Source organism: Sulfurimonas sp. NW9, assembly GCF_051132275.1.
GTDB classification, from domain to species: domain Bacteria; phylum Campylobacterota; class Campylobacteria; order Campylobacterales; family Sulfurimonadaceae; genus Sulfurimonas; species Sulfurimonas hydrogeniphila.
In genome coordinates this window covers 2073554-2086398 of record NZ_CP093236.1, presented here as the reverse complement: position 1 = coordinate 2086398, position 12845 = coordinate 2073554, and the positions used below count along the sequence as shown (strand labels likewise).

The window sequence follows — 12845 nt, the reverse complement described above, 5'->3', positions numbered from 1 at the left end:
AATGATGGAAATAAAAAATTTGCATGCAAATATAGGTGAAAAAAATATTTTAAAAGGATTGAATCTTTCACTCGAAACAGGGAAAGTTCATGTCATTATGGGGCCAAACGGTGCAGGGAAGTCGACACTCTCCAAAGCCATTGTCGGGCATTATGATATCAGTGTCGGTGAGGGCGATATTGTTTACAAAGGAGAAAGTATTGTTGAAGAAGCACCGGAAATGCGTGCGCTCAAAGGTATATTTTTAAGTTTTCAAAATCCTGTAGAGATTCCGGGTGTGAGCAATGCCTATTTTTTACGAACAGCGGTGAATGCAAAAAGAAAGTTTGAAGGCAAAGAAGAGCTTAACGCTGCAGAATTTTTACGCGAAGCAAAGCGTCTGGCAACGGAACTCGGAATGAAACCTGAGCTCATTACCCGTTCACTCAACGAGGGTTTTTCGGGCGGCGAGAAAAAACGAAACGAAACACTGCAGATGCTGATGCTTGAACCTGATTTTATTATTTTGGATGAGATTGATTCCGGACTTGATATTGATGCTCTGCGGGCAGTAAGTGAGGGGATTAACAAAATCAGAGATGAGAAAAGAACCTTTTTGATTATCACACATTACAGCAGAATTCTTGAGTATGTGAAACCTGACTATGTGCATGTGCTCAAAGACGGCAGAATTGTTAAAACTGCGGGTCCTGAACTTGTGGCAGAGTTGGAAGAGAAGGGATATACAACTCTTGAGGAGTTTTAAAATGAAACAGATAGTTTTGGCCAATATTTTAGCAAACCTTTCTTCTGTGGTCTCACAAGAAACAGCAGCTGCGGCATCCCGTCTGCAACTACTCGGACTGCCTACGAAAAAAACAGAGCAGTACCGGTATTTTCCTATTGAAAAACTCCTCAATGCAGAGTACAGAGCAATCGCAAAAAAAGAGTCTGAAATTGAAGAAGCCGATTTTGTGGAGATAGTTGACGGTGTTGTAGTACGTGCGCCAAAGGGCTTGAAAATCGGCTATACAAAGAGGCGCACTATTGCTGAAGAGCATTTTGACCCGCTCTATTATCTTGGGCATCTGCTCTCTTTGGAAGTCATTGAAATCAATTTTGAAAATGACAGCAGCATAAAGATTTTACACAGATATACCCAGGAAAATGCGCTTATTGCCTACAGGGTAGTTGTGCAGACTGCACCAAATATAAAAGTGACACTTTCTGAATCTTTTATAGGCTGTGATGCAAAAGAGAGTTTGGTGCTCTACGGCTGTGATATCCGTCTTCAAAGAGATACGCGATTCACTTTTATAAAAGATGAAACACTCGTTGAGGGTATCTATACACCGGTCCATTCGCATTATATAGAGCTGGCAGAACAAAGCAGTGCAGACTTTTTCAGTTTTGATTTTGGCAATGCCGACGGGCTTCAGTTAATACAGGCAAAACTGATGCACTCAAGTGATTTCAGGGCACATCATCTTTTATATACAAAGGGAGAGAGCAAAAGAGGCACGGTTTCGCAGATTGTGCATGCTGCAAAAGATGCACAAAGTTCCCAAAAAGCAAAAACAATTTTAGGAGAGAGCGGACGGGGAATTTTTGATGCGCTCATTAAAATCAAAGCAGAAGGGAGCGGTACAAAAGCCTACCAAAACTCCCAGGCCGTTTTACTCAATGACGGGGCCTACATGGCGAGTAAACCACAGTTGGAAATTTATATAGATGATGTGGAAGCCAGTCACGGTTCAACGATAGGGGAGCTTGATGCACAACAGCTTTTTTATCTCCGCTCACGGGGTATTATGCTTGAAGAGGCCAGAAAAATGTTGATTTTGGCTTTTGCAAATGAAATCATTGATGCGATAGAAGATGAAAAACAAGAGAAAATGTGCACCTCTCTTTTGAAAAGGTTTATTACGGTCATGGACAGTTGGAGTGTATAGCCACCTGCCATCACTGCTGTGAGACTGTGTTTGGAGAAGAGTTGTGAGTGTTAGGGACAAAGTAAATTATTACAAAGAAGATCTGGAGATGTTTGAAACACCAAACGAAAAGTTTGAATATATTTTTGATTTGGGAAAAAAACACACTGTCTTGCCTGAAGAAGAAAAAAATGAAGCAACATTTATAGAAGGCTGTTCTTCTCCTGCCTGGCTTGTCGGTGAGTGTAAAGATGGTAAGCTTGTTTTAAGAGGTGAGGGCAGCAGTGAAATGGCAAAGGGAATGCTGAGTCTGCTTTTAGATATTTTCAGCGGACAGGAGGTGGATGATATTCTTGCCTTTGATCCCAAAGAGCTTGAAAAACTGGGAATAGTCGAGCACCTTTCCCCTGTTCGTCAACAGAGTTTAGAGGCTTTTTTAAACAAAGTCTATGCTTATGCAAAAAGATGCAAAGAGGAAGTGGTATGAGTGATATAAGAGATGTGACGCCTAAGGAGAGTGAAGCACGGGTTATTGAAGAGTTAAAGAAGATATATGATCCTGAACTTCCGGTAGATATTTATAATCTTGGTCTGATTTATGATGTCAAGTGTGAAAAAGATCCGGTGAGCAAATTAAACAGATGCAAAGTTGTCATGACGCTTACCGCACCAACCTGTTCGATGAGCCAGGTCATTATAGATATGGTGAAAAATATTGCCAATACGATAGAAGACGGTTCTGTTGAAGAACTTGATGTTGAGGTGGTGTATGATCCGCCATGGGATCAAAGCAAGATGAGCGAAGAGGCAAAACTTGCTATGGGGATGCTGTAAAATTACGCTGCTAACTTAAAGGTATAAAGTCTGCACTGCAGAAGCTGAACTTTGTACTGATTGTCTTTACCGGGGTTTCTTTTGGAATTTCTGTACAGTTTTCATCAGTGATGATAAAACTGTTCGCCTCTGCGAGAGGAGAAATCATTCCCGGAGCATACTGCTCACAAACCGTAAAATATTCACCGTCAAAATAGCCGGGAATGACTGTTCTTCTTCCTGCGCGCAGTGTGACATCATTTTTCATTTTGGCAATAATGGGGTTGATGTATTTGTCTTTTTGTCCGCTCATTGCATAAATAATGCTTCTTCCGAAAAGCTCAAAATTTAGAGCTGCTGCGAGCGGATTTCCAGGCAGATTCAAGATGACTTTGTTTCCGATTTTTCCAAAAGTAGTCGGTTTTCCAGGTTTGATGGCTACTTTGTCAAAAAGAATTTCATACCCGAAGGCGCCAAACGCCTCTTTTGTAAAGTCGGCATCTCCGACACTTACTCCGCCGCTTGTAATGATAAAATCACAGTCAAGTGCACTCCTTATGTGTGTATGAATATCTTCGAGGGTATCTGCGGCAGTACCGATAAACTCCACTTCACAGCCGAGTTCTTTGACACGGGAGAGGAGAGTCGGTGTATTTGTATTGTAGAGTTGATACTCTGTAATCTGCTCAAAGTGCATTTTCAGTTCATTCCCTGAAGCAAACAGAGCGACACGGGGCTTTTTGTACACTTTGACATGGCTGATGCCCTGGGATGCGAGCAGTGTAATCTGATGCGCATCGATTTTGTCACCGACACAGAGCAAGAGAGTCTCTTTTTTGATATCTTCACCGCTGAGACGGATATGCTTTGAGATGACAAGATTGTCGGGAAGTTTGACACCGTTTTGGCACTCCTGTGTATCTTCAACCGGTACGATACACTGGGTTCCAAGCGGAATTCTTGCTCCTGTCATGATTTTGATGGCTTCTCCGTGTCTGAGTTCACCCTGAAAATCATCCCCTGCAAAAATTGTACAAGACACCGTAACACATTTGTCAGAGTCTTCTATCTTTACCGCATACCCGTCCATCGCGGAATTGTCATAAGGCGGGAGATTGTGTGTTGCTGTAATATTTTCGGCAAGTACATAGCCCAAAGCTTCTTCAATGGGCAGTATTTTGAGCGATTTTCGTTTCGTATTTGTATAAATCAGTTCGAGTGCTTTTTCAATGCTTACAGTCATAATAGTATATCCTTTGTGCAGACTCTTTGTTTAATGGACATATTATAATATAATTTCGTTATGAATGAAATGTATAATATGGGTTTAAGCCTACATAGTTGGTCTGCGGTTGCAATTTTAGTGATGATTTTTGTAAATCTTTTTTTTCTGATAAGTTCTCAGGAGCTTGCCAGATACAAAAGGGTCAACTCTTTGTATTTGACACCTTTGACAATGACAATACTTGGTTCGCTTTTGTTTACCGGTATAGTGATGATGGCGGCAAAGCACCTGCACTTCAGTATAGAAAATATTGCTATGATTTTTTTAGGTGTTGTATTGATTGTTTTGGAAACAAAAAGGTTAAAAGCCCTGAAATATCTGAGTACGAAAAAAGAGCATGCTTTTAACGCATACAAACCGTTTGCAAGAACAATTTTGCAGGCAGAATTTGTTTTGGTGCTTTTGATGTCACTGTGGATGTGGTTTTTGTAAAATGGTATATCTTTTCAATGCAGAAGCAGGCAAAGACTCTTTACATGTAAAGAGCGAAGATTTTAAATATCTTATAAAAGTACGCCGCCACAAAGTCGGTGACGAACTGGGTTTTCGCAATAAAGAAGATATAGAGAGGCTGCATATATACAGGTTGCAGAAAATCGAACCAAGAACGGCAGTGTTTGAGCGTATTTCTTCAGAAATCCTGAGAGTCAAAGCAGAAAAAGAGCTGCATATCGGCTGGTGTGTCATTGACAACAGGTCTGTTGAAAAAGTACTGGCAAGTCTGAACGAAACAGGGGTGAAAAAGATTACTTTCATCTACTGCGAGCGCAGTCAGAAAAACTTTAAGCCTGATTTCAAGCGGTTTGAACGGATTTTGCAGGCTTCAAATCAGCAGTGCGGGCGTACAGAGTTTATGGAATTTGCTACATGTAAAGGGCTTGAAACATTTATCAAAGAAAATCCGGATACAAAAGTTTTTGATTTTACAGACAAAATACTGGAGTGAGAGTGATTTTACAACAGTACTGATAGGCTGTGAGGGCGGGTTTTCAGCCAAAGAAAAAGAGTTTTTGAAAAATCAGGAAGTGTTCCGGCTGGATACACCTATGATTCTTCGTTCTGAGAGTGCAGTTTTAGCAGTTGCAAGCAAAATATTGCTTTAAGAGAAGCGTGATATAATTTTTGAATGAAGAGTTATAATATAATTTATAAAGATGAAAAAACATTTCAAAAATTTGTAAAAAAGTATAAACTGAAAGAGGAAAAGGCACTTCTTGTTCAGGTATTGAGCGGGATTACAGAGGAAGAGTTCTGTCTCTCTCTTGCACAGTTTATCAAAAAAGAACTCCCCTATGCAAATATCATCGGTACCACAACGGCCGGCGGCATAGCGAATGCTGTCATGTATGACAAAGAAGTTGTGCTCTCTTTGAGTCTCTTTAAAAAGAGTACAGTCGCTTCGAGACTTTACTCTTTTGAAGATGATTTTAATGTTGCAATGATGCAAAAAGCGCTGGTACGGGAAAATACAAAAGCGATGATAATTTTCAGTGACGGATTTAAAAGTAACGCTGAAGCATTGATAGAAAATATTCACAGGACCATGCCAGATATTGTCATTGCAGGAGGAAGAGCCGGTGATGAACTTTTTCAAAAAACATTTGTTTTTGACGAGAAAAATTACAGTGATAACGGATGTGTGATAGCAACATTAAGCGGTGAGGAACTGCATGCCAAGAGTGATTATATTCTTGCCTGGACCCCTATCGGCAAAGAGATGATAGTGACAAAAGCACAAGAGACAGTTTTGTATGAACTTGACGGAATCCCTGTTTTGGACATATACAAGAGATACCTTGGCAAGCATATTTTGGAAAAAATTCCTGAAGCATGTGCTCCTTTTCCGTTGTTGCTGAAAAAAGGAGACATTACTGTAGCGCGGGATCCTATTGCTGTGACGCAAGAGGGCTTTTTGCAGTATGCAGGCAGATTTGAAGTAGGCGATGTTGTGCGGTTTAGTTTTGCCGACATTGAAGATTTGACAGATCATCTTGATGAACTTTACGGTGCTTTGAGCCGGCACTGCGCAGAAACAATCTTTATATATTCCTGTGTCGCACGAAAAGCACTTTTAGGAGAAAAACTCGAAGATGAACTGGGTGTTTTGGAAGCCATTGCACCGACAGGCGGTTTTTTTACTTTTGGTGAATTTTTTCAATCTTCTGAGATGGCAGAGTTGTTAAATGTCACAACAACAGCGCTCTTCTTGTCAGAATCAGACTATACAGAGTGCGAGAAAAAAAGTTTTGCACCAAAGCATACTTTTGACTCTATAAAAAAATCATTAACCCATCTGGTCAAGATGACATCCCAGGAGTTGGAAACCCTGACCATTCATGATCCTCTGACTGCCTTGTATAACCGACAGGAGTATATCCGTATAGTTACAAAGAAGATAAAAAGTGCAAAACGGTATGGCGAAGTGTTTGGCATGATGATGATTGATATAGACTTTTTTAAACTGGTCAATGACAATTACGGACACGATGTCGGAGATCATGTCTTGAAAAAAATTGCACAAATTTTGCTGAAAAATGTACGTGAGGATGATTTCGTTGCACGATGGGGCGGCGAAGAATTTATTATTATTGTGAAAAACGCCAAAGTAGAAGCTTTGGAAAAAGTAGCACAGAAGATTCAGAAAAAGATGCTTCAGGAATCTTTTACTCCGGTGCCAAAGGTGACGCTCTCCTTCGGATTAACGCTTTACTGTGAGGGAGATGATGAGGATGCACTCTTTAAACGTGTAGACAATGCACTCTACAGAGCAAAGGAGAATGGAAGAAATCAGTATATCATCGGATAAATTTTGTATTAAGAAAAAATTTGGTTATAATTCCATTCAGAAAATCTGCCCCCATACGGATTTAAAAAATATATAGATATTCGTACTTCGACGAGTATCAAAAGGTAAAAAGATGAAAAAAGGTATTCACCCTCAGTTAGTTGACTGTACTGTAACATGTGCATGTGGAAATAGTTTTGTAACAAAAAGCCAAAAGCCGGAAATGAGAATTGATATTTGTAATGAATGTCACCCGTTCTTTACAGGCGAAGAGCGTATGGTTGATACGGCTGGTCGTATCGAGAAATTTAACGCACGTTACAATAAAAAATAATTTTTTAACTTGCTGACTCTTGTTCCAACTCCGATTGGAAACATCGGCGATATTTCACTCAGAGCGATTGATGCTCTGAGAAATGCCGATACACTTTTATGCGAAGACACCCGCGTTACCAAAAAACTCATCCATATTCTTAAAGAACGCTATAATACAGAATTTAAAGAGAACCAACAGTTTATTGCTCTGCATTCTCATAATGAACAAAGTTTTGTTGAAAAACTTTCTCCCTCTTTTTTTGAGCAAAATATTGTCTATGTCAGTGATGCCGGCATGCCCGGTGTGAGTGATCCCGGACAGGCCTTGGTTGCCTATTGTCTGGAACATGATATTTCCTATGATGTGCTTCCTGGTGCCAATGCCGTGCTTACTGCTTTTGTTGCCAGTGGATTTTGTGAAACAAAAATGCTGTTTTTAGGATTTTTGGACCATAAAGGAAGCAGTCGCAGTGAAGGTTTGCAGCGTGCTTTGCACAGTGGCTATACAACAGTTTTATATGAGTCCCCCCACCGTTTGGAAAAACTGCTTTTAGAAATTGCAAAAGAAGCACCTGAAAGAGAAATATTTCTGTGTAAAGAGCTGAGTAAGAAATATCAAAGATACCTGCGTGGCACTGCAGCTGAAATAGTTGTAAAACTTGATGGAAATTTTCGTGGCGAATGGGTTGTGGTGATTCAGGCAGCCAATGAACAAAACAGTTCTGCCGTCAGTGAAAACGATATACTGGCACTGGACTTGCCTAAAAAAGTGCAGGCAAAACTTATCAGTAAAATTACAGGTGAAAATACAAAAGAGATCTATCAAAGATTAATGTAAATTTATGAAAAAATTTTAAATAAACACTTTTTTGGATAAAATACTCTCATGTTAATTTATGCCAAACAACCAATATATTATCTTATCAACAACTATCCGCAAAAAATAAAGACTCTGTATCTTGCAAAAGAACTTGAGAAAAAAGAGTACTCCCGCCTTATGAAAATGGATTTTGCAATTAAACGCATTCCAAATGAAGCAGCCGTTAAAATGAGTAAAAATGCCAATCACCAGGGATTTTTGGCTGAAGTTGAAGATTACAAACTCCATAATTACCAGACATTTTTAGACAAAGAGTTTGTAGTTGTTTTGGCAGGGCTCACAGATGTCGGCAATATTGGCGCCATTGTACGAAGTGCTTATGCCTTGGGTGTGGATGCGATTATTGTCAGCGGGATCAAACATCTTGCTGTTGAACCATTGCTTCGTACAAGTACCGGTGCACTTTTTGATATGCCTTTGGCTGTTGAAAATAACATACATAACTTATTGAATGATTTTAAGATGTCCGGTTTTGTCAGCTATGGTGCTGATATGGGCGGTATTGATATCAGAGAAGCAAAAATTGCGAAAAAAAGGCTTTTAGTCCTGGGCAATGAAGGAGAAGGTCTGACCGCAAGAGTAAGCGCAAAATTAGACAATATAGTCAGTATAAAAATGGCACATGATTTTGATTCACTGAATGTAAGTGTTGCCGGAGCTATTTTAATGGACAGGATGAGATATGAACAATGACGGGTTGCAAAAATTAAAAGATATCGGCGCACAGAAAATTTATGAAGATACACACATACCGGTAGGACATATACAGGCAATTTTACATGCAAGTTTTGACGGTTTGAACAAAATTCAGTTTATTGGTTTTATTTCGATACTCCAAAGAGAGTACAACATTGATTTGAGTGAATTGAAAAATGCCGGAACTGCCTACTATAATGAAAAAAATCCTGTTGAGACAACCACTGAAGACGGGATTTTTATAGCACCGAAAAAAAAGAAAAACTTCACACTTTTATATATTTTACTTACAATGGTTGCTCTGCTTGCTGCTTTGTATTATACAGTGGAATATACAGATGAAGAGATAAAGACTCCTCCTCCAAAACAAAGCAATATTCAGATTTTATCTGTTGATACAAATGTCAGTCAAAAAAAGATGAAAACAAGACACTCAAAGATGCAAACACGACACAGGAAACTGCAATAAAAAAAGAAAAAGTCGTAGAGAAAAGTTTTAAAATTATTGCAAGATCAAAAGTCTGGATGGGTTATATTGATGTTGCAACAAACAAGAAATATCAAAAGACATTTACGGGAGAGTTTGATCTTGATCCAGACAAAGAGTGGCTTTTGATTTTTGGGCATGGCTACATAGATATTGTCACGGATACAGAGAAAAAGAAATTTAATTCGAAAAAAACATTAAGACTCCTGTATAAAGAGGGTGCAGTGAAGGAGTTGACTTTTGAGGAATTTAAAAGACTCAACAGAGGCAGTTCATGGTAAAAGTCTTTGTTCTCATGGCACTCTTTTTTGGTTTTGCAAATTGTGCTGATATAACACAAGACTCATTGGATGTGAAAATTAAAAGCTTTTTAGGTGAGAAATCCTATGAGACAAACAAAGATTTTATCAATGTGATTTTTGAACCGAAATCCTCTTTTTATGTCAAAGACAGGGTCAATGCGGTAAAAGTCATACAGACACTCAAAGACAATGGTCTGTTAAATCTTTTTTTTCGTTCACCACAGGATTTTCGGCTCAATTTTAAAACAAGCGGGTATCCTCTCTTTTTTGTAAAAATTATGGAAGACACGCTGCAAAACCTGGGCTATTTCAGATATGTGACAACAGCATCAAATTTTGACAGTTCAGAATTTTCCTGGAGTATCAATCTCACATCAGAGTATGCAACCGACCCTTTGATACTGCAAAACGAACTGCAAAAAAGCGGTTGTAATATAATAGACGTAGAAAAAAATTCTTTGAAAGAGTGGACATACACCATTGACATAAGCAACGGATATCTCAATGTCGCTCAGCTGCATACAGGCGAAGAGATGAAACTAAAGCGCTCTTTGTATGCCCACTGGCTTGATATTTCAAAGATCAGAAGTCTGACGATCAAAAGTTCAAGAAGAAACAGATGGTATCCGTATATTGCTTATTATGATGCCTCTTGCATCTTTTAAAACTTTTTAAAAAAAATAAAATTATAAAAAACTGACACTTATCATGCCCAAAAATGCGAAATATATCAAAATATCGGATATGCATACACTCAAAAATGTCAAAGATTCTCTTGTTTTATATCCAAAGGGCAAAAGATAATTTACAGACCGTAACTTTATTCTAATAATTTTTCGCTAAAATAGCACTAAATATTTCATGTTATAGGGTAAACAATGTTTGATGAGTTTAATTTTAATAGAGTTGAGAGACTTCCAAAGTATGTATTTGCGGAAGTTAATGATATAAAAATGGCAGAACGCCGTGCCGGTAAAGATGTGATAGATTTTTCTATGGGAAATCCTGACGGACCGACGCCGGAGCATATACGAAACAAACTTGTCGAATCAGCCCAAAAGACAAAAACACACGGATACTCTTCTTCAAAAGGGATTCCGAAACTCCTCAAAGCAATTGCAGACTGGTATGAACGCCGTTATGACTGCAAGCTTGATCCTGAAACAGAGTGTGTGGCGACAATGGGTTCCAAAGAGGGGTATGCACACCTTACCTATGCCATTACAAACATAGGAGATGTGGCGGTTGTACCTGATCCTACCTACCCGATTCACGAATACTCTTTTATTCTGGCCGGAGGCAATGTTATCAAATTCGGTATAGAGTTTGATGAGCATTACCGGGTGAATGAAGATCACTTTTTTGAGAGTCTGGAAAAGGTTTTCAAAGAGAGCTCCCCGAAACCAAAATATGTTTTGGTCAATTTTCCGCACAATCCGACAACAGCAACGGTTACGCCTGAGTTTTATGAACGTTTGGTTGCGATGGCAAAAGAGAAAAGATTTTATGTGATTTCCGATATTGCCTACGGTGACATTACCTTTGACGGCTATAAAACACCTTCTATTATGAGCGTAGAGGGTGCAAAAGATGTGGCAGTCGAGTCGTTTACGCTTTCAAAATCGTACAATATGGCAGGCTGGCGTGTAGGTTTCTTTGTAGGAAACAAAAAACTCATAGGTGCCTTGCAAAAAATCAAATCATGGTTGGATTACGGTATGTTTACGCCTATTCAGGTGGCGGCGACGGTTGCACTTAACGGCGATCAGACCTGTGTGAGCGAGATTACCCAAAAATACAATCACCGCCAGGAGGTGCTTATAGAAGCATTCGGGCGTGCAGGCTGGCATATACAAAAAATGAGGCAACAATGTTTTCCTGGGCAAAAATTCCTGAGTGTGTCGCACATCTCGGTTCTTTGGAGTTTTCGAAACGTCTGTTGATTGAAGCAGGTGTTGCCGTGGCTCCGGGAATCGGTTTTGGAGAATACGGTGAGGGCTATGTTCGTATAGCACTCATTGAAAATGACAACAGGATTCGTCAGGCGGCAAGAAATATAAAAGAATTTTTAAAGCAGTTTGACGGCTGTAAAAAAGAGAGTAAAAAGTAATGATAAAAGTCGGAATAATCGGTGTCGGAACAGTCGGAACAAGTGTAGCGCAAATTTTAAAAGAGAATGCGGATGTGATTTCTGCCCGTGCGGGTGTTGATATTGTCGTCAAAAGCGGTGTCGTGAAAAATCTCAAAAAAGAGCGGGGTCTGGACATTGTATTAACAGATAATGTAGATGATATTTTAAATGATGAAGAAATAGATATTGTCGTAGAATTGATGGGCGGAGTAGAAGAGGCATTTGAAGTGGTAAAACGCGCACTCAAAGCCGGTAAGTCTGTTGTAACTGCAAACAAAGCGCTGCTGGCATACCATCGTTATGAATTGCAGGAGATTGCAAAAGACAAAGCCTTTGAATTTGAAGCGAGTGTTGCCGGAGGTATTCCAATCATAACGGCACTTCGTGACGGTTTGTCTGCAAATCATATAGAGTCGATTATGGGTATTATGAACGGTACATGTAACTATATGATGACAAAGATGACGAATGAGGGTGTGGCATACGATGACATTTTAAAAGAGTCTCAGGAACTCGGCTATGCCGAAGCTGACCCGACTTTTGATGTGGGCGGATATGATGCTGCACACAAACTGCTTATTTTAGCTTCCATTGCTTACGGCATTGATGCAAAACCCGAAGATATTTTGATTGAGGGCATTGAAAATGTGACGCAGGACGATATTGCATTTGCCAAAGAGTTCGGTTATGCCATCAAACTTTTAGGGATTGCAAAAAAAGACAAAAATGAAGTTGAGTTGCGAGTACATGCCTGTTTGATTAAACAAGAAGAGATGATAGCAAAAATAGACGGCGTGATGAACGGCATCTCTGTTGTCGGTGACAAAGTCGGCGAAACACTCTACTACGGTCCGGGTGCAGGCGGCGATGCAACGGCTTCGGCAGTTGTGGCAAACATCATAGATATAGCAAGAAGCGGAAAATCGACGCCGATGCTTGGATTTAACCGACCGATGGAAGGCAATCAGCTGACACTCAAACCAACGGAAAAAATCGAGTCCAAATACTATTTGAGAGTCAATGTCTCAGACAGAACCGGTGTTTTGGCAAGACTGACAAAAATATTTGAAACACACAATATCTCTATAGAAACCATGCTGCAGCGTCCAAGTGACAATGAAAGTGCAAATCTGTTGATATCAACACATACAGCCGTGGAAAAAGATATACAAAATATGATCCGCGAACTTGAAGCCCTTGATTTTATAAATGCAAAACCTTCTATGATCAGGATAGTGTAA

General features: G+C 39.6%; 16 protein-coding genes and 1 pseudogene. 16 read left to right on the top strand and 1 reads right to left on the bottom strand.

Going from position 1 to position 12845, the window contains the following annotated elements:
• The first annotated feature begins 1 nt into the window (after window position 1).
• From sufC to MLC44_RS11775, 4 genes are read left to right on the top strand one after another with little or no spacing between them, the layout of a single operon-like run.
• On the top strand, window positions 2-745 hold the full coding sequence (sufC, locus tag MLC44_RS11790) for a Fe-S cluster assembly ATPase SufC (RefSeq protein ID WP_151899480.1): 744 nt from the start codon (window positions 2-4) through the stop codon (window positions 743-745).
• A gap of 1 nt (window position 746) precedes the next feature.
• Window positions 747-1931: a SufD family Fe-S cluster assembly protein gene (locus MLC44_RS11785; protein ID WP_434657470.1), complete on the top strand. Its 1185-nt coding sequence runs from the start codon at window positions 747-749 to the stop codon at window positions 1929-1931.
• Between the two features lie 43 nt (window positions 1932-1974).
• A complete protein-coding gene (locus MLC44_RS11780; RefSeq protein ID WP_434657467.1) occupies window positions 1975-2397 on the top strand; it encodes a SufE family protein in 423 nt (140 codons plus the stop codon).
• Entirely contained in the window at window positions 2394-2744 is a 351-nt protein-coding gene (locus MLC44_RS11775; RefSeq protein ID WP_346389668.1) for a metal-sulfur cluster assembly factor, read from the top strand. Before MLC44_RS11780 ends, MLC44_RS11775 begins: the two co-directional genes overlap by 4 nt.
• A gap of 10 nt (window positions 2745-2754) precedes the next feature.
• Here MLC44_RS11775 and MLC44_RS11770 read toward each other — a convergent pair whose 3' ends face one another.
• Complete coding sequence (locus MLC44_RS11770) at window positions 2755-3966, bottom strand: molybdopterin molybdotransferase MoeA (RefSeq protein WP_434636869.1); 1212 nt, start codon at window positions 3964-3966, stop codon at window positions 2755-2757.
• A gap of 78 nt (window positions 3967-4044) precedes the next feature.
• On the opposite strand from MLC44_RS11770, the gene MLC44_RS11765 reads away from it, so the two are divergent.
• The 12 genes and pseudogenes from MLC44_RS11765 to MLC44_RS11710 all read left to right on the top strand — a co-directional run bounded on the left by MLC44_RS11765 (window position 4045) and on the right by MLC44_RS11710 (window position 12845).
• On the top strand, window positions 4045-4440 hold the full coding sequence (locus MLC44_RS11765; protein WP_346389666.1) for a hypothetical protein: 396 nt from the start codon (window positions 4045-4047) through the stop codon (window positions 4438-4440).
• Between the two features lies 1 nt (window position 4441).
• On the top strand, window positions 4442-4954 hold the full coding sequence (locus MLC44_RS11760) for an RsmE family RNA methyltransferase (protein ID WP_434657464.1): 513 nt from the start codon (window positions 4442-4444) through the stop codon (window positions 4952-4954).
• Window positions 4926-5111: a 16S rRNA (uracil(1498)-N(3))-methyltransferase gene (locus MLC44_RS11755; RefSeq protein ID WP_434657462.1), complete on the top strand. Its 186-nt coding sequence runs from the start codon at window positions 4926-4928 to the stop codon at window positions 5109-5111. The genes MLC44_RS11760 and MLC44_RS11755 overlap by 29 nt, the downstream gene beginning before the upstream one ends.
• Before the next feature lie 23 nt (window positions 5112-5134).
• Complete coding sequence (locus tag MLC44_RS11750) at window positions 5135-6814, top strand: sensor domain-containing diguanylate cyclase (protein WP_434636865.1); 1680 nt, start codon at window positions 5135-5137, stop codon at window positions 6812-6814.
• 112 nt (window positions 6815-6926) lie between these two features.
• Window positions 6927-7127, top strand: coding sequence for a 50S ribosomal protein L31 (gene rpmE / locus MLC44_RS11745; protein WP_151899487.1), 201 nt, complete (start codon window positions 6927-6929; stop codon window positions 7125-7127).
• Between the two features lie 9 nt (window positions 7128-7136).
• Window positions 7137-7946, top strand: a complete 810-nt coding sequence (gene rsmI, locus MLC44_RS11740) for a 16S rRNA (cytidine(1402)-2'-O)-methyltransferase (RefSeq protein WP_434580408.1) — start codon at window positions 7137-7139, stop codon at window positions 7944-7946.
• Window positions 7947-7994: 48 nt separating this feature from the next.
• Window positions 7995-8681 carry a 23S rRNA (guanosine(2251)-2'-O)-methyltransferase RlmB gene (gene rlmB, locus MLC44_RS11735; RefSeq protein ID WP_151899489.1) on the top strand — a complete coding sequence of 229 codons (687 nt, stop codon included), beginning with the start codon at window positions 7995-7997 and terminating at the stop codon, window positions 8679-8681.
• Window positions 8671-9153: a hypothetical protein gene (locus MLC44_RS11730; RefSeq protein WP_434657460.1), complete on the top strand. Its 483-nt coding sequence runs from the start codon at window positions 8671-8673 to the stop codon at window positions 9151-9153. Before rlmB ends, MLC44_RS11730 begins: the two co-directional genes overlap by 11 nt.
• A 56-nt stretch (window positions 9154-9209) precedes the next feature.
• The gene (locus tag MLC44_RS11725; protein ID WP_434657458.1) at window positions 9210-9452 is read left to right on the top strand and encodes a hypothetical protein; all 243 of its coding nucleotides are present in this window, start codon (window positions 9210-9212) and stop codon (window positions 9450-9452) included.
• On the top strand, window positions 9446-10138 hold the full coding sequence (locus MLC44_RS11720) for a hypothetical protein (protein WP_434657455.1): 693 nt from the start codon (window positions 9446-9448) through the stop codon (window positions 10136-10138). The genes MLC44_RS11725 and MLC44_RS11720 overlap by 7 nt, the downstream gene beginning before the upstream one ends.
• A gap of 213 nt (window positions 10139-10351) precedes the next feature.
• A pseudogene (locus MLC44_RS11715) lies at window positions 10352-11583 on the top strand (LL-diaminopimelate aminotransferase).
• On the top strand, window positions 11583-12845 hold the full coding sequence (locus MLC44_RS11710) for a homoserine dehydrogenase (protein ID WP_434580402.1): 1263 nt from the start codon (window positions 11583-11585) through the stop codon (window positions 12843-12845). Before MLC44_RS11715 ends, MLC44_RS11710 begins: the two are co-directional and overlap by 1 nt.

Bases quoted from the DNA above. Each gene is read 5' to 3' on its own strand.
- sufC (WP_151899480.1), top strand. From the start codon at position 2: ATGATGGAAATAAAAAATTTGCATGCAAATATAGGTGAAAAAAATATT.
- MLC44_RS11775 (WP_346389668.1), top strand. From the start codon at position 2,394: ATGAGTGATATAAGAGATGTGACGCCTAAGGAGAGTGAAGCACGGGTT.
- MLC44_RS11765 (WP_346389666.1), top strand. From the start codon at position 4,045: ATGGGTTTAAGCCTACATAGTTGGTCTGCGGTTGCAATTTTAGTGATG.
- MLC44_RS11750 (WP_434636865.1), top strand. From the start codon at position 5,135: ATGAAGAGTTATAATATAATTTATAAAGATGAAAAAACATTTCAAAAA.
- MLC44_RS11770 (WP_434636869.1), bottom strand. From the start codon at position 3,966: ATGACTGTAAGCATTGAAAAAGCACTCGAACTGATTTATACAAATACG.
- MLC44_RS11730 (WP_434657460.1), top strand. From the start codon at position 8,671: ATGAACAATGACGGGTTGCAAAAATTAAAAGATATCGGCGCACAGAAA.
- MLC44_RS11710 (WP_434580402.1), top strand. From the start codon at position 11,583: ATGATAAAAGTCGGAATAATCGGTGTCGGAACAGTCGGAACAAGTGTA.
- MLC44_RS11785 (WP_434657470.1), top strand. From the start codon at position 747: ATGAAACAGATAGTTTTGGCCAATATTTTAGCAAACCTTTCTTCTGTG.
- MLC44_RS11725 (WP_434657458.1), top strand. From the start codon at position 9,210: ATGGGTTATATTGATGTTGCAACAAACAAGAAATATCAAAAGACATTT.
- MLC44_RS11760 (WP_434657464.1), top strand. From the start codon at position 4,442: ATGGTATATCTTTTCAATGCAGAAGCAGGCAAAGACTCTTTACATGTA.
- rlmB (WP_151899489.1), top strand. From the start codon at position 7,995: ATGTTAATTTATGCCAAACAACCAATATATTATCTTATCAACAACTAT.
- MLC44_RS11720 (WP_434657455.1), top strand. From the start codon at position 9,446: ATGGTAAAAGTCTTTGTTCTCATGGCACTCTTTTTTGGTTTTGCAAAT.
- rpmE (WP_151899487.1), top strand. From the start codon at position 6,927: ATGAAAAAAGGTATTCACCCTCAGTTAGTTGACTGTACTGTAACATGT.